The sequence below is a fragment of the Lacicoccus kunmingensis DSM 17847 genome (assembly GCF_059568765.1).
Genome location: NZ_JCANUC010000001.1, coordinates 104,211 through 125,007 on the forward strand (window position 1 = coordinate 104,211; position 20,797 = coordinate 125,007).

The 20,797-nt window shown below is 42.2% G+C and carries 23 protein-coding genes and 1 pseudogene; 23 read left to right on the forward strand and 1 reads right to left on the reverse strand.

Annotated features, from left to right (window positions below; all coding sequences use genetic code 11):
* Positions 1-97: 97 nt before the first annotated feature.
* The gene (rpsP, locus tag BO48_RS00515; protein ID WP_496365483.1) at positions 98-373 is read left to right on the forward strand and encodes a 30S ribosomal protein S16; all 276 of its coding nucleotides are present in this window, start codon (positions 98-100) and stop codon (positions 371-373) included.
* A gap of 5 nt (positions 374-378) precedes the next feature.
* A complete protein-coding gene (locus tag BO48_RS00520; protein WP_052256632.1) occupies positions 379-606 on the forward strand; it encodes a KH domain-containing protein in 228 nt (75 codons plus the stop codon).
* A 133-nt stretch (positions 607-739) separates the two neighbouring features.
* Here the strand turns inward: BO48_RS00520 and BO48_RS00525 are convergent, their stop codons facing one another.
* A complete protein-coding gene (locus BO48_RS00525) occupies positions 740-877 on the reverse strand; it encodes a hypothetical protein (protein WP_496365484.1) in 138 nt (45 codons plus the stop codon).
* A 46-nt stretch (positions 878-923) separates the two neighbouring features.
* Between BO48_RS00525 and rimM the strand changes: the two genes are divergently transcribed.
* The 21 genes and pseudogenes from rimM (at position 924) to rseP (ending at position 20,787) form a co-directional block, all read left to right on the forward strand.
* Positions 924-1,418: a ribosome maturation factor RimM gene (rimM, locus tag BO48_RS00530; protein WP_496365485.1), complete on the forward strand. Its 495-nt coding sequence runs from the start codon at positions 924-926 to the stop codon at positions 1,416-1,418.
* Complete coding sequence (gene trmD, locus BO48_RS00535) at positions 1,415-2,080, forward strand: tRNA (guanosine(37)-N1)-methyltransferase TrmD (protein ID WP_496365486.1); 666 nt, start codon at positions 1,415-1,417, stop codon at positions 2,078-2,080. The genes rimM and trmD overlap by 4 nt, the downstream gene beginning before the upstream one ends.
* Positions 2,081-2,210: 130 nt before the next feature.
* Positions 2,211-2,558, forward strand: a complete 348-nt coding sequence (rplS, locus tag BO48_RS00540) for a 50S ribosomal protein L19 (protein WP_092983695.1) — start codon at positions 2,211-2,213, stop codon at positions 2,556-2,558.
* Between the two features lie 105 nt (positions 2,559-2,663).
* A complete protein-coding gene (gene ylqF / locus BO48_RS00545) occupies positions 2,664-3,533 on the forward strand; it encodes a ribosome biogenesis GTPase YlqF (protein WP_496365487.1) in 870 nt (289 codons plus the stop codon).
* Complete coding sequence (gene rnhB / locus BO48_RS00550; RefSeq protein WP_496365488.1) at positions 3,517-4,284, forward strand: ribonuclease HII; 768 nt, start codon at positions 3,517-3,519, stop codon at positions 4,282-4,284. The genes ylqF and rnhB overlap by 17 nt, the downstream gene beginning before the upstream one ends.
* Before the next feature lie 67 nt (positions 4,285-4,351).
* A pseudogene (gene sucC / locus BO48_RS00555) lies at positions 4,352-5,524 on the forward strand (ADP-forming succinate--CoA ligase subunit beta); the annotation flags it as partial.
* Positions 5,525-5,545: 21 nt separating this feature from the next.
* Complete coding sequence (gene sucD / locus BO48_RS00560; protein ID WP_496365489.1) at positions 5,546-6,454, forward strand: succinate--CoA ligase subunit alpha; 909 nt, start codon at positions 5,546-5,548, stop codon at positions 6,452-6,454.
* Between the two features lie 157 nt (positions 6,455-6,611).
* The gene (gene dprA / locus BO48_RS00565) at positions 6,612-7,406 is read left to right on the forward strand and encodes a DNA-processing protein DprA (protein WP_496365490.1); all 795 of its coding nucleotides are present in this window, start codon (positions 6,612-6,614) and stop codon (positions 7,404-7,406) included.
* Positions 7,407-7,516: 110 nt separating this feature from the next.
* Positions 7,517-9,586, forward strand: a complete 2,070-nt coding sequence (gene topA / locus BO48_RS00570; RefSeq protein WP_496365491.1) for a type I DNA topoisomerase — start codon at positions 7,517-7,519, stop codon at positions 9,584-9,586.
* Positions 9,587-9,803: 217 nt separating this feature from the next.
* Positions 9,804-10,685 carry a site-specific tyrosine recombinase/integron integrase gene (gene xerA / locus BO48_RS00575; protein WP_496365819.1) on the forward strand — a complete coding sequence of 294 codons (882 nt, stop codon included), beginning with the start codon at positions 9,804-9,806 and terminating at the stop codon, positions 10,683-10,685.
* 4 nt (positions 10,686-10,689) lie between these two features.
* Complete coding sequence (hslV, locus tag BO48_RS00580; protein ID WP_496365492.1) at positions 10,690-11,229, forward strand: ATP-dependent protease subunit HslV; 540 nt, start codon at positions 10,690-10,692, stop codon at positions 11,227-11,229.
* A gap of 13 nt (positions 11,230-11,242) precedes the next feature.
* A complete protein-coding gene (hslU, locus tag BO48_RS00585; protein WP_496365493.1) occupies positions 11,243-12,616 on the forward strand; it encodes an ATP-dependent protease ATPase subunit HslU in 1,374 nt (457 codons plus the stop codon).
* Positions 12,617-12,637: 21 nt separating this feature from the next.
* Positions 12,638-13,408, forward strand: coding sequence for a GTP-sensing pleiotropic transcriptional regulator CodY (gene codY / locus BO48_RS00590; RefSeq protein ID WP_496365494.1), 771 nt, complete (start codon positions 12,638-12,640; stop codon positions 13,406-13,408).
* A 153-nt stretch (positions 13,409-13,561) separates the two neighbouring features.
* A complete protein-coding gene (gene rpsB, locus BO48_RS00595) occupies positions 13,562-14,341 on the forward strand; it encodes a 30S ribosomal protein S2 (protein ID WP_496365495.1) in 780 nt (259 codons plus the stop codon).
* Between the two features lie 86 nt (positions 14,342-14,427).
* The gene (gene tsf, locus BO48_RS00600) at positions 14,428-15,309 is read left to right on the forward strand and encodes a translation elongation factor Ts (protein WP_496365496.1); all 882 of its coding nucleotides are present in this window, start codon (positions 14,428-14,430) and stop codon (positions 15,307-15,309) included.
* 69 nt (positions 15,310-15,378) lie between these two features.
* A complete protein-coding gene (pyrH, locus tag BO48_RS00605; protein WP_496365497.1) occupies positions 15,379-16,101 on the forward strand; it encodes a UMP kinase in 723 nt (240 codons plus the stop codon).
* A gap of 23 nt (positions 16,102-16,124) precedes the next feature.
* A complete protein-coding gene (gene frr, locus BO48_RS00610; protein ID WP_496365498.1) occupies positions 16,125-16,682 on the forward strand; it encodes a ribosome recycling factor in 558 nt (185 codons plus the stop codon).
* Between the two features lie 122 nt (positions 16,683-16,804).
* Complete coding sequence (gene uppS, locus BO48_RS00615; protein ID WP_496365499.1) at positions 16,805-17,551, forward strand: undecaprenyl pyrophosphate synthase; 747 nt, start codon at positions 16,805-16,807, stop codon at positions 17,549-17,551.
* A 2-nt stretch (positions 17,552-17,553) separates the two neighbouring features.
* A complete protein-coding gene (locus BO48_RS00620) occupies positions 17,554-18,348 on the forward strand; it encodes a phosphatidate cytidylyltransferase (protein WP_496365500.1) in 795 nt (264 codons plus the stop codon).
* A gap of 19 nt (positions 18,349-18,367) precedes the next feature.
* Positions 18,368-19,492 (forward strand): 1-deoxy-D-xylulose-5-phosphate reductoisomerase, encoded by a 1,125-nt coding sequence (gene dxr, locus BO48_RS00625; protein WP_496365501.1) that lies wholly within the window; start codon positions 18,368-18,370, stop codon positions 19,490-19,492.
* Complete coding sequence (gene rseP / locus BO48_RS00630; protein ID WP_496365502.1) at positions 19,489-20,787, forward strand: RIP metalloprotease RseP; 1,299 nt, start codon at positions 19,489-19,491, stop codon at positions 20,785-20,787. The genes dxr and rseP overlap by 4 nt, the downstream gene beginning before the upstream one ends.
* Positions 20,788-20,797: the final 10 nt, after the last annotated feature.

Here is a 20,797-nt window from a genome sequence, read left to right on the forward strand (position 1 = left end):
AAGAAATTTAAACTTGTAAAGGGAAAACTCTTTACAAGTTTTTTATTATCTGATATAGTAGTAAAAGTGAAATTGAAGAGAGAAAGGAGTTATTCAAATGGCTGTAAAATTAAGATTGACACGTATGGGTTCCAAGAGAAATCCTTACTACCGTATTGTGGTAGCAGATGCGAGAAGTCCAAGAGATGGTCGTATCATCGAGCAGATCGGTTCATACAACCCTGTTTCTAAAGAAGATGAAAACATCACTTTAGATGAAGATAAAGCAATGCAATGGTTAAAAGACGGTGCGAAACCAAGCGACACAGTTCGCAACATCCTGAGCCGCAAAGGTGTTATGGAAAAATTCCACAATGAAAAACTTGGGAAATAAGCACTATGGAAAATTTATTACAAACAATTCTTAAACCGATGCTTGATCATCCGGAAGACTTGGAAATCTCTTTTGAAGAATCAAAGTACAATGTTTCTTACAAAATATCAGTACACAGTGATGATGTCGGACGTGTAATTGGTAAACGTGGCCGTGTAATCAAGGCAATACGTATCATCATGTCCAATACGAATCACGACAGTTCCAAGAAAGTGTTTGTTGATGTAGATTAAATTTTGAGGACACACCCGGATGGGCGTGTCTCTTTTTTATGTCCCGGCGTTTGTGCGCTGGCTGCTCACTTGGGATGATTTTGACTCTTATGTGAGCAGGGGACTTTATTCTGCTGTTCAGGCAGTGACAGAATCAAAGGCCCGCAACCGCAAAATGTGAATCCCTGCCTGTCTCAACACCGTGATGCAAAATCACATCTGTTTTAATGGTTGTCTGCCTGTCGGCAACGGGTATATAATAGATGATATTGAAGAGGAACGGGTGTGCCATACCGGTGGTTCACCATGAATCCATTAATTTTTAAGGTGGTTATAAAATGATTATAATAGGCAGGCTGGTCGGTTTCCACGGGGTGCGCGGCGAAGTGAAGGTACTCAGTGATTCTGACTTTACAGCGGAACGTTTTCAGCCGGGACGGACCGTACATATAAAAAATAAAGATCTTAAAATAGAAAAATACCGCATGCATAAAAATTTTCATCTGTTGACTTTTGAAGGGATTACAAACATCAATGAAGTCGAGGCTTTAAAGAATGAGGACGTTCTGCAGGATGCAGAAGGAGTGGAACTGACGCTTGAAGAAGGTGAGTTTCATTTCAGTGAAATCATCGGCCTGGGCGTCCATACAGATGACGGAAAAGAAATCGGACATGTCACGGATATTTTCCAGACGGGTGCGAATGATGTCTGGGCGGTCCGGGATGAAAATAATAAGGAATATATGATTCCTTATATTGAAGATGTTGTTAAGAGCATCGATCTTGAAAATGAAAAAATAATCATTACACCGATGGAAGGATTGTTGGAATGAATATCCATTACTTGACTTTGTTCCCGGAAATGTACGACGGCGTGTTGAACTCCTCGATTTTAAAGCGGGCAAAAGATAAAGGGATCGTTGATTATAATCTGATAGATTTTCGCGATTACTCCGAAGATAAGCATAACAAAGTGGATGATTATCCATATGGCGGCGGTGCCGGGATGGTATTGAAGCCGGAACCGATTTTCAACGCGATGGATGCGCTGGAAGTTGAAAATCCGCGCGTAATACTGTTGTGTCCGCAGGGGGCACCCTTCAACCAGAAGATGGCTGAAGATTTGAGCACGGAAGAGAATATCGTCTTCATATGCGGCCATTATGAAGGTTACGACGAGCGTATACGTACACTGGTGACCGATGAAGTATCCATTGGTGACTATGTACTGACAGGCGGGGAGCTTGCAAGCATGACGATGACAGATGCGATTGTCAGGCTCATACCGAATGTCATCAGCAATCAGGAAAGTCATGAGCAGGACTCGTTTTCCACGGGTATGCTTGAACATCCGCACTACACGCGCCCGAGGGAATACCGCGGAATGAAGGTGCCGGAAGTGCTGCTCAGCGGCGACCATAAGAAGATAGACGAGTGGCGCTACAATGAAAGTCTGAAGCGGACGAGAGCGCGCCGGCCGGATTTATTGGATTAAAACTTTTATTTGAGGGAAAGATATTGAAAGACCTGAAAGTATATGGTAATATTATACGAGTGTTTAGGCACTAATCACAACTATCCGCTGCTATGATTGGCAAGAAAGTTGGAAGAAGGAGAAGATATTAATGTCACAACAATTAATTAACGATTTGACGAAAGAGCAGCTGAAAACAGATCTGCCGGAATTCAAACCCGGAGATACTGTAAAAGTTCACGTACGTATCATCGAGGGCAGCCGTGAAAGAATCCAGGTCTTTGAAGGTGTAGTTATCAAAAGACGCGGCGGCGGCATTTCTGAGACGTTTACAGTACGTAAAATCTCATACGGTGTTGGTGTAGAGCGTACATTCCCTGTACACACGCCAAAAATTGAGAAAATAGATGTTACTCGTCGTGGACGCGTACGTCGTGCGAAACTTTACTACCTGCGCAGCCTGCGTGGTAAAGCAGCTCGTATCAGAGAAATTAGATAATTCGATGAAAACTCGGACATCACAACTTGATGTTCGAGTTTTTATTTTGGTATGATTGTCTGGATAAAGAGTAATATAAAATATCATGACAGTGAGGGAAAAACTGTGAGTATAAACTGGTTTCCTGGTCATATGGCCAAAGCAAGAAGAGAAGTTGAGGAAAATTTAAAGAAAATAGATGTCATCATAGAAATCCTGGATGCAAGAATCCCTTATTCCAGTCATAATCCGATGATGGATGATATCACACAGCATAAGCCGCGTGTCGTTGTTCTGAATAAGATGGATATGGCTGACGAGAGTGAAACGGACCGCTGGATCAGCCATTTTAAGGCGCAGGGGAAGCATCCCGTCGCCATCAACGGCCGCAGCCACCAGATCATTTCAAAAATTGAGCCGTTGGCCGCTGCAGCGACAAAAGAAATTTTTGAAAAGATGGAGAGTAAGGGGATAAATAAAAGAGCGATCAGAGCCATGATTATCGGCATACCGAACGTCGGAAAATCAACGGTGATCAATAATATTGCCAAAAGAAAAATCGCCAAAACCGGTAATACGCCGGGGGTGACAAAAGCCCAGCAGTGGATAAAAGCAGGCAAAAATATGGAACTCCTGGATACACCGGGTATTCTGTGGCCGAAATTCGAAGATGAGACGGTCGGCAAGAAACTGTCTCTGACAGGGGCGATCAAAGATTCCGTGGTGCCTTTGGATGAAGTAGCTATATTCGGACTGGAATTTTTACAACAGTACCATCTCCAGGATTTAAACAAATTTTATAATATATCAGTCGATGAAGAGAGCGGTGTCATCGAGCTTTACGATGCCATCGGAAAAAGCCGCGGTCTTAAGATGAGCGGCAACGAAATTAACTATGAAGCAGTGACGGATAAAGTCATCTACGACATCAGGAATGCCAAGATCGGCAGATATACATTGGATAAAGTGAGTGATTTTGATGGCGACAATCAGTGAAATTACAAAAGAAATCCGGCTGATTGATTCATTGGATGTGCTGGAATCATGCCCGCATCATGATGATGCCCGGGCGGGCGTCAAAAAGGCGCTGGTACAGCACAGAACCCGTCTTGAAAAACAGAACGCTTTGCTGGAAAAATATGAGTATATGAAAAGGTATGAAAATAAACATGCGGGTGAGATTGTTGCCGGTATCGATGAGGCCGGCCGCGGTCCGATAGCCGGTGAAGTCGTCACCGCTGCGGTCATCCTTCCGGAAGGCTTCATACTGCCCGGCCTGGATGATTCAAAAAAACTGTCGTTAAAAAAACGTATGGAATTCCGGGAATTCATCATGGAACATACAGATTACGGCATCGGCATCGCAACGGTTGAAGAAATTGATAAATATAATATATACGAAGCGACAAGGCTCGCCATGAAGCGTGCTGTGGATGGTTTGAAAGAGCGTCCGGAACATCTTCTGATCGATGCCATGATGCTTGATACGGATATAGAGCAGACGTCAATCATCAAAGGTGATGCGAATTCCAACTCAATCGCTGCATCAAGCGTGCTTGCCAAAACAACTCGTGATATGATGATGGATAGTTATAGTGAGGAATTTCCAGGCTATGATTTTGAAAAAAACAAAGGCTACGGAACAAAGAAACATCTCGACGGCATTGAGCGTTTTGGTGTCACAAAGATACACAGAATGAGTTTTGAGCCGGTGAAAAGTAAAATTAGTCAGAAAACATTGTTCTGACAGTTTACTTTAATATTTACCTTTTCTATAATTGAAGTGTAAGGATTAAACTTATCTTAGGAGGAAGAACATGAATATTCATGAGTATCAAGGGAAAGAAATTTTTCGCTCTATGGGTGTAAACGTTCCAACAGGCAGCGTTGCCTATACACCGGAAGAGGCTGTGAAAGCAGCAAAAGAGCTTGACTCGGATGTATATGTGGTCAAAGCTCAAATTCATGCCGGCGGCAGAGGTAAAGCCGGAGGGGTTAAAATTGCCAAAACTATCGATGAAGTGAAGGAGTATGCTAAGGAATTACTTGGAAAAGTATTAGTGACTCCACAAACAGGGCCTGAGGGCAAAGAAGTTAAAAGGCTGCTTGTCGAAGAAGGCTGCGATATTCAAAGTGAATATTATATCGGTTTTGTCATTGACCGCGCAACTGACAGAGTAGTTCTCATGGGTTCTGAAGAGGGCGGAACTGAAATTGAAGAAGTTGCGGCAACTAATCCTGAGAAAATTTTTAAAGAGGTTGTTGATCCGGTTGTCGGTTTAATGCCTTATCAGGCGAAGCGTCTGGCATTCAATATCAATATACCTAAAGAATCTGTTAACAAAGCAGCAAAATTGATGCTTTCCCTTTATAACGTCTTCATTGAAAAAGATGCTTCAATCATCGAAATCAACCCGCTTGTCACAACAGGCGAAGGTGAAGTTCTTGCACTTGATGCAAAAGTGAACTTCGATGAAAACGCATTGTTCAGACAGAAAGATGTTGTTGAACTGCGTGACCTTGATGAAGAAGATCCAAAAGAAATACAAGCTTCCAAATTTGATCTATCATACGTTGCATTGGATGGTAACATCGGCTGTATGGTTAACGGTGCAGGTCTTGCAATGGCAACGATGGATACGATCAATCACTTCGGCGGAACACCTGCCAACTTCCTTGACGTAGGGGGCGGTGCAACTGCTGAGAAGGTTACTGAAGCTTTCAAAATCATCCTTGGTGATGAAGGTGTGAAAGGTATTTTCGTCAACATCTTCGGCGGTATCATGAAATGTGATGTTATTGCACAAGGTGTTGTAGAAGCTGTTGAAAATGTAGGACTTGAAATTCCATTAGTCGTACGTCTTGAAGGTACGAACGTCGACGAAGGTAAAAAGATTCTGAAAGACTCAGGTCTTGATATCACTCCTGCGACAACAATGGCTGAAGGTGCTCAAAAGATTATTGCAGCGGTAGAAGAAAATAAATAAAAATTAACGGAGGAATTCACTGTGGGTGTTTTTATTGATAAAGATACGAAAGTATTAGTACAAGGTATCACTGGCTCGACTGCATTGTTCCATACAGAGCAGATGCTTGAGTATGGCACTAAAATTGTAGCAGGTGTAACACCGGGTAAAGGTGGCCAGGAAGTTCAGGGCGTTCCTGTTTTCAATACAGTAGAAGAAGCTAAAGAAGCAACGGGTGCGACAGTATCGGTAATCTATGTACCGGCACCGTTTGCAGCAGATGCAATCATCGAAAGTGCTGAGGCAGAACTTGATCTTGCAATCTGTATTACAGAGCATATCCCTGTAGTTGATATGGTGAAAGTAAAACGTTATTTAGAAGACAAGAAAACACGTCTTGTCGGTCCTAACTGTCCGGGTGTCATCACTGCTGATGAGTGTAAAATCGGCATCATGCCGGGCTATATTCACAAAAAAGGCCATGTCGGTGTAGTCAGCCGTTCAGGTACATTGACTTATGAAGCGGTTCATCAGCTGACTCAGGCTGGAATCGGCCAGACAACCGCTGTCGGTATCGGCGGAGACCCGGTAAACGGCACGGACTTCATTGATACGCTTAAAGCATTCAACGAAGATCCGGAAACTGAAGCGGTTGTAATGATTGGTGAAATCGGCGGTACTGCTGAAGAAGAAGCGGCTGAGTGGGTCAAAGAAAATATGACTAAACCTGTTGTCGGCTTCATCGGCGGCGTAACTGCGCCTCCAGGAAAACGTATGGGCCACGCTGGTGCAATCATCTCAGGCGGTAAAGGTACTGCTGATGAAAAAATCAAGACTATGAATGCTTGCGGTATTGAAACTTCAGATACACCGTCAGAAATCGGTGAAACTCTGATCAACCGTATTAAAAAAGAAGACGGCCTTTATGAAAAGTGCCTGACTGTAAAATAAACTTCATATTCTCGTCTATATGATTAAAAATAGTGCTGTTCCAATTGCGGACAGCACTATTTTTGTCTTTAATTACCAATTTTTTGAATTGATAATGTAAAATTTAAATTCAGTTTTATACCATATAATTAAAGTTATCATATAAAGAGGTGATGACTTGAATTATTTGGCGATGTCATACGCAGGGGTAACTGTTCAGGAATATAACGAAATAAAAAATATCCGGTCCGGGTTCAGGCTGCCACAGAAAATACAGAGTAAACTTTCAGCAGCAAACAGGCTGAACACTGAAATGATCATGAGGCAGCTCGCCGACCGGAATATATCATATATGACCATCAATGATGAGGACTATCCGGCGCTGCTAAAAGAAATACACGATCCGCCATATATACTTTATCTAAAAGGCGACCGGAGTTTATTTAACAGACCGATGATCGGAATTGTCGGGAGCAGAAAAGCGACACGGTACACTTCGGAATCATTGGAGAAAATTATTCCTGATTTGAAAAATTTATCGGTTGTTTCAGGGCTTGCTTACGGGGCGGATGAAATTGCACATAAGCTTTGTCTTTCGCATGAAGTACCGACAATCGGTGTGCTCGCTTTCGGTCATGATTTTCATTATCCAAAATCTACATATAGTATACGGACCCGGATGGAACATTCAAACCTCACAATCAGTGAATATCCGCCCCATGCATCAATAGAGAAATGGCGTTTCATAGCACGGAACCGTATTATAGCGGGATTGGCACTCGGTGTGCTTGTAACGGAAGCGGAAGAGAAAAGCGGCAGTCTGGTGACGCTGGAAATGGCCATGAATGAAAATAGGAACACTTATTGTCTGCCGGGTAACATTACTTCATTGTTATCAAAAGGTACCAATGCACGCATTCAGGAAGGCGCTGAAATTGTGCTCTCAAGCGATGATATATTAAAGGATTATTAATAAAAATTTTCAGTATTTTAGCAATGTGAAAAATCTTAAAGAGTTGACAAAAGAAATAAATGCAATTAGTATTTGATTTTGAAAGTACAACCGAAGGAGGCAAACGCATCGTGGCTGATAATTTAGTAATAGTAGAATCCCCTGCGAAAGCTAAAACTATTGAAAAGTACTTAGGCAAAAGATATAAAGTCGTTGCTTCAATGGGACACTTGCGTGATTTGCCCCGCAGTCAAATGGGAATTGACACTGAAAACAATTACGAACCTAAATATATTACAATTCGAGGCAAAGGTCCGCTTTTGAAAGATTTGAAGAAGGAAGCGAAAAAAGCCAAGAAAGTGTTTTTAGCTAGTGACCCGGACCGCGAGGGAGAAGCGATAGCATGGCACTTATCACATGCTCTCGGTGAAAATAATGATTACTATCGAGTCGTATTTAACGAAATAACAAAAGATGCAGTAAAAGAAAGCTTTAAAAGTCCGAGCAAGATCAATCAGGAACTGGTTGATGCACAGCAGGCCAGACGTTTATTGGACAGACTGGTGGGCTACAATATTTCACCGGTACTATGGAAGAAAGTTAAAAAAGGTTTGTCTGCAGGACGTGTACAATCTGTTGCGCTCCGTCTGATCATCGACCGTGAAAATGAAATACGTAATTTCAAACCGGAAGAGTACTGGACGATTGAGAGCGACTTCAAATATAAGCGTTCGGAATTCAAAGGTAAATTCAATTCCGTAAATAATAAAAAAGTGAAGTTGAAGACAAGAGAAGATGTCGATAAAGTACTTGCCGAGATTTCCGGCGATGAATTCAATGTCGACAAAGTAGAGAAAAAAGAGAAGAAACGTTTTCCGGCCAACAGTTTCACGACTTCATCACTGCAGCAGGAAGCAGCTAGAAAATTAAACTTCAAGACAAGAAAAACAATGATGGTCGCGCAACAACTATATGAAGGTATTGATATAAAAGGATCGGGTACAGTCGGTTTAATCACTTATATGAGAACTGACTCCACAAGAATTTCACCGGTCGCACAATCAGAAGCCGAGAATTATATAGTAGATACTTTCGGCAAGGAGTTCCTTGGCTATAAAAAGAAACAAAAAGAAAATGGACAAAGCCAGGATGCGCACGAAGCGGTCAGACCGACTTCGAGCATGAGAACACCTGCGAATATGAAACAGTATCTGACACGTGACCAGTACCGTCTGTACAAGCTCATATGGGATCGTTTCATAGCAAGCCAGATGGCGCCTGCTATTCTCGATACTGTCAGAATGGACATGTCGAACAACGGTGTCATTTTCAGAAGTAACGGTCAGACGATTAAATTTAAAGGTTTCATGCAGATTTATATAGAAGGTAAAGATGATGAGGAAGAAGAATTGAACAACCGTCTTCCTGAGATTGCTGAAGGTGAGAAGGTCAAGAGCCTGAAAATCGATCCGAATCAGCACTTTACTCAGCCGCCGCCGAGATTTACAGAGGCAAGGCTTGTTAAAACACTTGAAGAACTCGGCATCGGCCGTCCGTCAACATACTCACCGACAATCGATACGATACAGAAACGTAACTACGTCCGTATGGATCAGAAACGTTTTATGCCGACTGAAATCGGCGAGATTGTCCACCAATCCATGGAGGAGTACTTCCCGGACATTATAGATGTTGACTTTACAAAGACGATGGAAGCAGACCTCGACAGTGTTGCAGAAGGGAAAGCGTCATGGAAAAAAGTCATCGATGATTTTTATAAAGAATTCGAACCGCGTGTTGAACGTGCGGAAGAAGAGATGGAGAAAATAGAAATCAAAGATGAACCGGTCGGTGAAGATTGTGAGAAATGCGGTTCTCCGATGGTTTATAAAATGGGACGTTACGGCAAGTTCAAAGCCTGCTCCAATTTCCCTGACTGCAGAAATACAAAAGCAATTGTCAAATCAATCGGTGTGACTTGTCCGAAATGTAAAAAAGGCGATGTCATTGAACGCAAATCCAAAAAGAACCGTATATTTTACGGCTGTGACCAGTATCCTGAATGTGATTTCATCAGCTGGGACAGGCCGATAGGAAGAGCTTGTCCGAAATGTGACCATCATCTTGTTGAAGCGAAAAAAGGTAAGAATGCCCAGGTTAAATGTTCAAACTGTGATTACACGGAGAAAGTGAATAATTAACTTTTAATCTACCTATAATCAATAGGTAGATTTTTTGGGCTCTAAAATTAATTGATTAGATAATTAATTGATAATATTCATATTATTGTGTGCAATTCACGGTAAAATATTTTATAATACTGAATGGGCGCTTATCCATGCTTTTTGTCTGTACAGTAAAATTATTGAAAGGCTATTTGGAATTGTGTTAAGATTCTGATAAAAGGAGGTAGAGCCGATCGTTTTTAAACAACGTTTTTTGGACCGTTTGCTTTATCAGAGAAATTTATCGGCACACACAATTAAAAGCTATGCTAAAGATTTAGATGAATTTCATGATTTTCTAAAGAGTGAAGGTTTGAATGTAAATACATTTAAGTATATGGATGCCAGAAACTACCTGGCCATGTTGTATGATAAAGGACTTAAAAGATCGACTGTATCCAGAAAGATATCTACTCTGCGGAGTTATTATCATTTTTTGATCGAATATGAAGAGGTTGAAAATCATCCATTCTTAAATCTGCCTTTTCCAAAAAAAGAAAAAGCGCTGCCCACCTTTTTATATGAAAATGAAATCGTCGCACTTTTTGATTCTCTGGATCAGAGCAGCAAGATGTACTTAAGGGATAAAGCAATCCTTGAACTGCTGTATGCCACAGGAATCCGTGCATCCGAATTGATTTCTTTAAAAATAGATCGAATAGATTTTAAATATATGATTATTAAAGTGTATGGAAAAGGGAACAAAGAAAGAATAGTGCCTTTTAATGAAAGTACAAAATCGAGTTTGAAGGAATATATCGAACATTTTAAAAAATTTATCGACGAAAGTGATTCGCTCTGGCTCAATTACCGTTATGAGCCGCTCACAGTGAGAGGGTTGCGCCATGTGCTTGACATGATGGTCAAGCGCAGTGCACAGAACTTTGATCTCCACCCTCATAAGCTGAGACACAGTTTTGCCACTCATCTTTTGAACAACGGAGCGGACATCAGGGCGGTGCAGGAACTGCTCGGACATGAATCACTTCAGACAACTCAGAAGTATACTCATATTTCAAAAGAGCAACTTAGAAAAACATATTTGAATACACATCCAGGAAGTCAGAAGAGGTGAGAAAATGGCTATAAAAGGTACCACGATATTTGCGATTCAGCATAACGGCTCCCGGGCCATCGCAGGTGATGGTCAGGTGACACTCGGCAATCAGGTCGTAATGAAACACACTGCCAAAAAAGTACGTAGATTGTTTGATGATAAAGTCGTGGCGGGTTTTGCAGGAAGTGTCGCAGATGCATTTACTTTATTCGAAAAGTTTGAAGCGAATCTGTATTCTTATAACGGCAATCTGCAAAGAGCGGCGGTAGAACTCGCAAAAGAATGGCGCGGGGATAAAATGCTGCGCCAGCTTGAAGCAATGTTAATCGTAATGGACAAAGAGACACTATTACTTGTCTCAGGAACAGGTGAAGTCATTGAACCTGATGACGGCATACTCGCAATCGGCAGCGGCGGGAATTTTGCGCTCAGCGCCGGACGTGCGTTGAAACGTCACAGCAGTGAGCTGACGGCGAAGGAAATTGCATATAACAGTCTGCTCATTGCCAGCGAAATATGCGTATTCACCAATGACAATATAATAGTAGAATCTATCGATTAAAGGAGCGTTTATATTGAAACAGAATTTGACTCCAAGAGAGATTACATCGAGGCTCGATGAGGACATCATCGGCCAGGATGAAGCAAAAAAGAAAGTTGCAATAGCAATGCGCAACCGGTTCAGACGCATGATGCTTGAAGATGAACTCCGTGATGAGGTCATCCCTAAAAACATATTGATGATTGGACCGACGGGTGTCGGTAAAACAGAAATAGCAAGACGTATGGCCAAACTGACCGGATCTCCATTTACAAAAGTGGAGGCGACCAAATTCACTGAAGTCGGTTATGTCGGACGAGACGTCGAAAGCATGGTCAGAGACTTGGTACAGTCAAGTGTCAAACTGGTCAAGGATGAAAAGATGGTGCTCGTCAAAGACGATGCTGAAGATCTTGCAAACGAAAGATTGATTGCATTGCTCGCACCAGGATTTAAAAAGGAAAAAACGACGACGAATCCTTTCGAAGCTCTGATGAACCAGCAGGGCAGTGAAGAACCAGAGGAAGAAGTCACTCCTGAAGTGAAGGACAAACGGCGAAATCTCCGCTCCAAGCTGCTGAACGGCTATTTGGAGGATGAGGAAGTCAGCATTGAAGTCCAGGAAGAACAAAATCCGATGGGCATGATGATGCCGGGCATGGACGAATCCGGAATGCAGGATATGTTCAAACAGTTTATGCCTAAGAAAAAACATAAACGTACGATGTCTGTTAAAAAGGCACGTGAGTATTTGATTCGGGAAGAAGCTGAAAAAATCATTGATACTGATAATGTCAACGACGAAGCCATTCATTTGGCGGAAACGATGGGCATCATCTTTATCGATGAAATGGATAAGATTGCCAAAGGCGGCCAGAATTCCGGCGATGTTTCAAGAGAAGGCGTCCAGCGGGATATCCTTCCGATTGTCGAAGGCAGCCGGGTCCAGACTAAATACGGCTCCATCGATACAGAGCATATATTATTCATCGGTGCCGGTGCATTCCATGTTTCCAAACCGAGTGATCTGATCCCTGAGCTTCAGGGCAGATTCCCGATCAGGGTGGAGCTGGATAAACTGACCGAAAAAGATTTCGAGAAAATATTGAAAGAGCCGAAGCGTTCATTGATCAGACAATATGAGGCATTGCTTCAAACCGAAGAAGTATCCATTTCCTTTACAGATGAAGCAATCGTCCAGCTGGCGAAAACTGCACATCAGGTCAATACGGACACTGACGATATCGGTGCGAGAAGACTTCATACGATACTGGAAACACTGCTCGAGGAACTGTTGTTTGAAGCGAGCAATATGCAAGGTGCACATGTGGAAATTACAGAACAGTATGTAAACAGTAAATTATCCCATATTCAGGGAGACAAAGAATTAAGTCAATTTATATTATAAAAAAATAAAGGAGAATTCTAAATGAGTTCACTATTACAAAAAACAAGAGAAATTAACACACTAATTCAAAGTGTTGCAGGCGTTAAAGTAGATTTTAATGAGGTCTCGGAAAAAGTAAGCCGGGTACTCGAATGTAATGTTTTCATCGTCTCCCGTAAAGGTAAACTGCTCGGTTTCGGTGTGAACCATAAAATTGAAAACGAACGTATTATTGAAATGCTTGAGAACCGCCGTTTCCCGGAGGAATATGTTAATAAAATTATGAGAGTCAGCGAAACAACAGAAAATATCGACTTTGATAATGAATTGACAATTTTCCCTACTGAGGATTCGTTCCAGGATTCTGAAACAACAATTCTGCCAATCTATGGCGGCGGAGAGCGCCTGGGTACATTGGCACTCGGCAGAGTGACAGAACAGTTCAGCCAGGACGATCTGGTACTTGCTGAATATGCAACAACTGTAGTCGGCATGGAAATTTTAAGAGAAAAACATGAAGAAATTGAAAAGAAAGCACGCGACAAAGCGAGCATTGCTATGGCGATCCGTTCATTGTCTTATTCAGAGAGAGAAGCCATCGAACATATTTTTGATGAACTGAATGCTGACGAAGGACTTCTTGTTGCATCAAAAGTGGCGGACAGAGTAGGCATCACACGTTCAGTAATCGTTAACGCACTGCGTAAATTGGAAAGTGCGGGTGTCATCGAATCACGTTCTCTTGGCATGAAGGGTACTTTCATCAAAGTGAAGAAAGAAGACTTCCTGCCTGAACTCAGGAAAGAAAACTAATATAAATTTGATTTATGTGTTTATATATGGTATATTATTTAACGGCAAAAAAATTGCCGATTACGCACAATGTTATGCATGATGAAATCGGTGCTCATCACTGAGTGGTTTCGTTTAGTAGCATTGGAGGTAACAACAAAAGGAGGAAATATCATGGCAGTAATTACAATGAAACAATTACTTGAAGCTGGTGTTCACTTCGGTCACCAGACACGTCGTTGGAACCCTAAGATGAAGAGATACATCTTCACTGAGAGAAACGGCATCTACATCATCGACTTGCAGAAAACAGTTAAGAAAGTTGCTGAAGCATACAACTTTGCTAAAAGCATTTCTGAAGACGGCGGTAAAATCTTATTCGTCGGTACTAAGAAACAGGCTCAGGACGCTATCAAAGAAGAAGCGGAAAGAGCTGGACACCTTTACGTCAACCAGAGATGGTTGGGCGGTATCTTAACTAACTACAAAACAATTTCAAAGCGTATCAGACGCATTGACGAAATTGAAAAAATGGAAGCAGACGGCATTTTTGACGTACTTCCTAAAAAAGAAGTTGTTGAGATTCGTAAGGAATATGACCGTTTAATCAAATTCTTAGGCGGTATCCGTGACATGAAAGAAATGCCGAAGGCATTATTCATCGTTGACCCTCGTAAAGAGCGCAACGCAATCGCGGAAGCTCACAAACTGGGTATTCCTATCATCGCAATGGTGGACACAAACTGTGATCCGGATGAAATAGACTATGTTATCCCTGCAAACGACGATGCAATCCGTGCAGTACGTCTTATGACAGGTAAAATGGCAGACGCTGTTTTAGAAGGACAGCAAGGTGTTTCTGATGATGAAGTGGCAGCAGAACAGAATATTGATTTGGAAGAATCAACTGAACCTGCTAAAGAAGAAGAAACAGCAGAAACTAAAAGCGAATAGTTTTTAATAGATTAAATGTTTAATATTGGTGATAAGTAAATTCTCTTATCACCTTTTTTAAAATATGATTCCAGGAGGATTAAGTAATGGCTACTATTTCGGCAAAATTAGTAAAAGAACTACGTGAAAAAACAGGTGCGGGAATGATGGATTGTAAAAAGGCACTTCAGGCAACTGACGGTGACCTTGATGCAGCAGTTGATCATTTACGTGAAAAAGGTATTTCAAAAGCGGCTAAAAAATCAGATCGTATCGCAGCAGAAGGTCTTGTACACGTTGCTTCCAAAGGCAACGACGGAGTGATTGTAGAAATCAACTCTGAAACGGACTTTGTTGCACGTAACGAAGATTTCCAAAAGCTTGTTCAAGATATAGCAAACCATATCCTCGATGTTAAACCAGCAGATGTCGATGCTCTAAACAAATCAGAGCTTGATGGTCAGACTGTTGAAGATAAAATTACAGAAGCAGTATCAAAAATCGGTGAGAAACTGACTTTAAGAAGATTCGTTCTTGCTGAAAAAACTGACAATGGTGCTTTTGGTGAGTACCTGCACATGGGCGGACGCATCGGTGTTCTTTCTATAGTGGAAGGCACTACTGATGAGGAAGTTGCAAAAGGTGTAGCAATGCACGCAGCAGCACTTAACCCTAAGTATGTATCTAAAGATCAAGTATCTGAAGAAGAGCTTAACCACGAGAGAGAAATTCTCAAACAGCAGGCGCTTAACGAAGGTAAGCCTGAAAAGATCGTTGATAAAATGGTCGAAGGCAGAATGCGCAAGTATCTTGAAGAAATCTGTATCGTAAACCAGCCATTCGTAAAAGACTCAGAAGTAACTGTAGAAAAATATTTACAACAGCACGATTCAAAATTGGTTGATTTTGTTCGTTTCGAAGTTGGAGAAGGTCTTGAGAAAAGAGAAGAGAACTTCGCTGATGAAGTTATGGGTCAGGTTAATAAGTAATAAAAAAGACACTTCGGTGTCTTTTTTTCTAAAATAAGCTCATCAAATATCATAAGTGAGGGAATTATAATGGCTGTATCTTCAACGTATAAAAGAATCGTTTTAAAATTGAGTGGAGAAGCATTGGCAGGCGATGATGGTTTCGGCATCAACCCTGAGGTCATCAAAAATATTGCTGATCAAGTATCAGAAGCAAAAGACCTTGACGTGGAAATTGCAGTTATCGTCGGCGGCGGTAACATATGGAGAGGTAAAGTAGGCAGTGACCTTGGCATGGACCGAGGCACGGCTGACTACATGGGCATGCTCGCAACTGTCATGAATTCACTGGCTCTTCAGGACAGTCTTGAACAGCTTGGCTGTGAAACAAGAGTTCTGACTTCAATTGAAATGAAGCAGGTTGCAGAACCATATATCCGCAGACGTGCAATCAGACATTTGGAAAAAGGGCGCATTGTCATTTTTGCTGCAGGCATCGGCAACCCATACTTTTCTACTGATACAACCGCGGCGCTCAGAGCTGCTGAAATCGAAGCAGATGTAATACTAATGGGTAAAAACAATGTCGACGGCGTTTATTCTGCAGATCCTAAACTGGACAGCGGAGCATTTAAATATGATAATTTAACATATATGGAAATGCTTCAGGAAAATCTGCAGGTAATGGATGCAACTGCATCTTCGTTCTGTATGGACAATGACATCCCGCTTGTGGTATTTTCAATTACAGAGCAGGGTAATATTAAACGTGCAGTTTCCGGTGAAACAATTGGAACGACTATTAATAAATAAAAAAATCAGTAGGAGAGAATCATATGAGTGATGCAATTTTAAAAGATGCTAAAAACAGGATGCAGAAAACTGAGGAGAGCCTTCAGAGGGAACTTGCAGGCATCCGTACAGGTCATGCAAATGCAAACCTTTTGGAAAGAGTGACTGTTGATTACTACGGCGCACCGACACCGGTCAACCAGCTGGCAACGATTGCTGTACCGGAGGCGAGAATGCTGACTGTTACTCCGTATGACAAAGGTTCGGTTGATGATGTGCTTAAAGCAATCCAGCAGGCGGATCTTGGCATCAACCCTACAAGTGACGGTACGATGATCCGTATTACAGTACCACAGCTTACCGAAGAACGACGCAAAGAATTTGTCAAAGATGCAAGAAAAGAAGGCGAAGATGCAAAGGTTTCTGTTAGAAACATACGTCGTGAAGCGAACGATAAGTTAAAGAAACAGGAAAAAGACGGTGAGCTTTCGGAAGATGAACTGCGTTCATACACAGATGATGTGCAGAAGATCACTGATCAATCAATTGCCAAAATCGATCAACTTTGCGATGAAAAAGAAAAAGATATTTTGGAAGTTTAGCCAAAAAAGAGCAGGTTGAACCTGCTCTTTTTTTTGTGTCCGGATTTTATGGTACAATAAACTAATTGAGTCAAGATAACTATAGATGTATACTAATAAATATAATTCTTGTGGAGGACCATATGTTAGGTAGAAAAAAAGAAGCAGACAAAACGAAGGACTTACCTTTACATATAGCAATGATAATGGACGGCAACGGGCGTTATGCAAAGTTAAAAAGGCGGCCGAGGGTGCACGGTCATTATGAAGGGATGCAAAATGTAAAACGTATCACGAGACATGCCTCTGATATTGGGATAAAATATTTAACATTGTATGCATTTTCAACAGAAAATTGGAGCAGACCAAGTGCTGAAGTGAGTTATTTAATGAAGCTTCCGGGAGATTTTTTAGGATCATTCCTGCCGGAGCTGATTGAAAAAAACGTTAAAGTGACGACGATAGGCAACATGGATGATTTACCGAAGCATACGATAAAGGCAGTCGCAAAAGCTGTGGATGATACAAGGGGTAACACCGGACTCAATCTCATATTTGCACTGAACTACGGCGGCAGAAATGAATTGATACAGGGATTCAAAAAAATGCATGAAGATATCAACGATGGAAAACTTGAAGTTGAAGATATTGATGATACTTTAATTCAGCAGTATTTGATGACGTATAACATACCGGACCCTGAAATGATCATCAGAACAAGCGGCGAGTATAGATTAAGCAATTTTTTATTATGGCAGTCTTCTTACAGTGAATTATTTTTCACTAATACTTTATGGCCGGAGTTCGGACCTGACGAACTGGATGAACTCATCATACAATACAGAAAAAGGGATAGACGTTTCGGCGGACTAAATGATAAGGAGGTTTAAAGATGAGGACAAGAACAATTACGGCGATTATTGCACTGATAATTTTCATACCGATTGTTGTCATCGGTTCTTTGCCGATGCTCATTGCAGTATACCTCCTTGCTCTTACCGCGCTTTATGAAATACTTAAGATGAACAGAATACATATATTTTCAATACCGGGGATACTGTCTCTTATTGCGTTATCCATATTGATAATGCCACGGGCGGATTATTCCTATATCACTGTCATTACCGAATCCCAGGTCGATATGATTATTGTCATGGCACTGTTGATGCTCAGCTTTACCGTCATCAGTAAAAACAGGTTTTCATTCGTTGATATGGGGTTTTGTGTGCTTGCTGTGGCCTATATCGGCATTGGTTTCATGTATTTTTACGAAACACGGGAAGCGGGGATATTATTTATCCTGTATGCACTGCTGATTGTCTGGATGACGGATACTGGCGCCTACCTTGCCGGAAGAACATTCGGTAAGAGAAAACTGTGGCCACAGATCAGCCCGAACAAAACTGTCGAAGGATTTATCGGTGGGATTTTATCGAGTGTACTGCTGGCAGTCATATTCAGCGTATTCGGCCTGGTTGACAACGTGCCGATGTTCATGCTGGTCATCTACACGATGATATTAAGTGCTGCGGGCCAGCTCGGCGACCTGGTGGAATCTGCATTGAAACGTCATTTTGACGTCAAAGATTCAGGGAACCTGCTGCCTGGACACGGCGGTGTTCTGGATCGTTTCGACAGCTTTATATTTGTCCTGCCACTGATGAACATACTGCCATTGGTGGGCTAGGGATATTGGAGTGAAAATCATGAAGAAGATTTCAATTTTAGGAGCAACAGGCTCCATCGGCACACAGGCAATCGAAGTTTTGAAAAATAATCGTGATCAGTTTAAACTGATCAGCCTGTCCGCCGGCAGAAATATAAATAAATTACGCGAGATTTTAAAAGTGGTGACCCCCGAACTCGTCTCAGTCATTGATGATGGAGATAGGAAGCTGCTTGAATCAGAGTACCCCGGGGTTACATTTTTAAGCGGGGAAAACGGCCTCGATACCATTGCAGGCGACGACAGTGATATGCTGCTCACTGCAATTATGGGAAGCGTCGGTCTCGGCCCAACTTTAAAAGCGATAGAGAACGGCAAAGACATTGCTCTTGCAAACAAAGAAACGCTGGTTGCTGCAGGCGGCCTGGTGATGGATGCAGCACATAAAAACAATGTGAACATCATCCCGGTCGATTCGGAGCACTCAGCGATTTTCCAATGTCTGCGCGGTGAAAAACATTCTGAAGTCAAGCAGTTGATCATTACGGCAAGCGGCGGCTCATTCAGAGACCTGACGAGGCCGCAGTTGGATAATGTTACGCTTTCGGATGCGCTGAACCATCCCAACTGGTCCATGGGACAGAAAATTACAATCGATTCTGCAACGATGATGAATAAAGGTCTTGAAGTCATTGAAGCAAAATGGCTGTTTGATCTGGAAGTGGATCAGATCTCCACGCTGCTGCACAAGGAAAGCACTATCCATTCCATGGTGGAGTTCGTCGACAACAGCATCATCGCACAGCTCGGCAATTCGGATATGAAAGTACCGATCCAATTTGCATTCAGCCATCCGGACCGTCTGCCGATGAATAATCCGCTTGATTTCAATTCACTCAGCCAGCTGAACTTCAGCCCGATGGACTTTGAACGCTTCAGGATGTTGGAATTGGCTTATGATGCGCTTAAAATCGGCGGTACGATGCCGGCGGTGATGAATGCGGCGAATGAGTACGCTGTAGACAGATTTTTACAAGGGGAGATTTCTTTCCTTGATATAGAAAAGATAGTAGAATTACGGATGAATGAACATGAAGTGATTGGCGACCCTGACCTGGAAACCATCCTTTATTATGATAAACTTTTTAAATCAAATATGAGGTGATAGATTTGACCGGCATTTTAGCTTTTATAGTAGTATTCGGTGTGCTGGTCACTGTTCATGAACTCGGCCATTTAATCGTTGCAAAACGTGCAGGTATAATGTGCCCCGAGTTTGCTATTGGAATGGGACCAAAGATTTTTTCTTATAAATTCAATGATACAGTTTATACGATACGCCTGCTCCCGGTCGGCGGTTATGTCAGAATGGCTTCCAGTGATATGGAAATCAACCCCCTCAATCCGGGAATGCGTGTCCAGCTCAAATTGAATGACCTCGGTGAAATCACTCATATATTACTTGATGACAAACACAACTTTAACGATATTGAAGAGATAGAAATCGTCAGCTCTGATATACAGGATGCGATGATCATCAATGCAATGCGTACATATGATAATGTGGAAACATCTTATAAGATTGCCCACGAAGCCTATTATGTACAGGACTCGGAACTTGAGCGCATTGCGCCTAAATCAGCCAGATTTGAATCGAAGTCGGCCATGGCAAGGTTCTGGACTTTATTTGCAGGACCACTTATGAACTTCGTTCTGGCTTTCGTATTGTTTACATTATTATTTTATATAAACGGCAAGCCGGTGGATGAACCGCTCGTCGGCATGGTTGCTGAAGATACGCCGGCTGAAGAGGCTGGACTTGTTGAAGGCGACAGACTGATGACCATCAATGATACTGAAGTCGACAGCTGGGACCATATGTCCGCCATCATCCAGGAAGAAGGCGAGACGACACTTGATATCGAAGTCGAGAATCAGGACAGCGGTGAAGTCAGAGACGTTGAAATGACGCCTGTGATAAATGTTACGGAATACCCGGATGGTGAAACGGAGGAACGGCTGATCATCGGCATCGGTGCAGCCTCTGAAGAAGGTACCGTTGCACCGTTGTGGTGGGGCGTCCAGCAGACTTATGAAATGGGTACGTTAATATTCGAACTCGTTGTCCAGCTGTTCATCAGCATTTTCGAAGGAACATTCTCATTTGATATGCTGAACGGTCCTGTCGGGATTTATAAAGTCACCGAAGAGGTGGCGGCACAAGGCCTGCTCGTACTGATGAACTTTACGGCGGTGCTCAGTGTAAACCTCGGCATCATGAATCTGCTGCCGATTCCGGCACTTGACGGCGGACGCATACTGTTCGTTCTGTATGAAGGTATATTCAGAAAACCGCTGAATAAGAAAGTGGAAATCAATATCCAGCTTCTCGGGGTATTGTTCCTGCTGATTATAATGGTACTGGTTACATGGAATGACATAAAAACATTTTTCCTATAGGAGTGAGTTG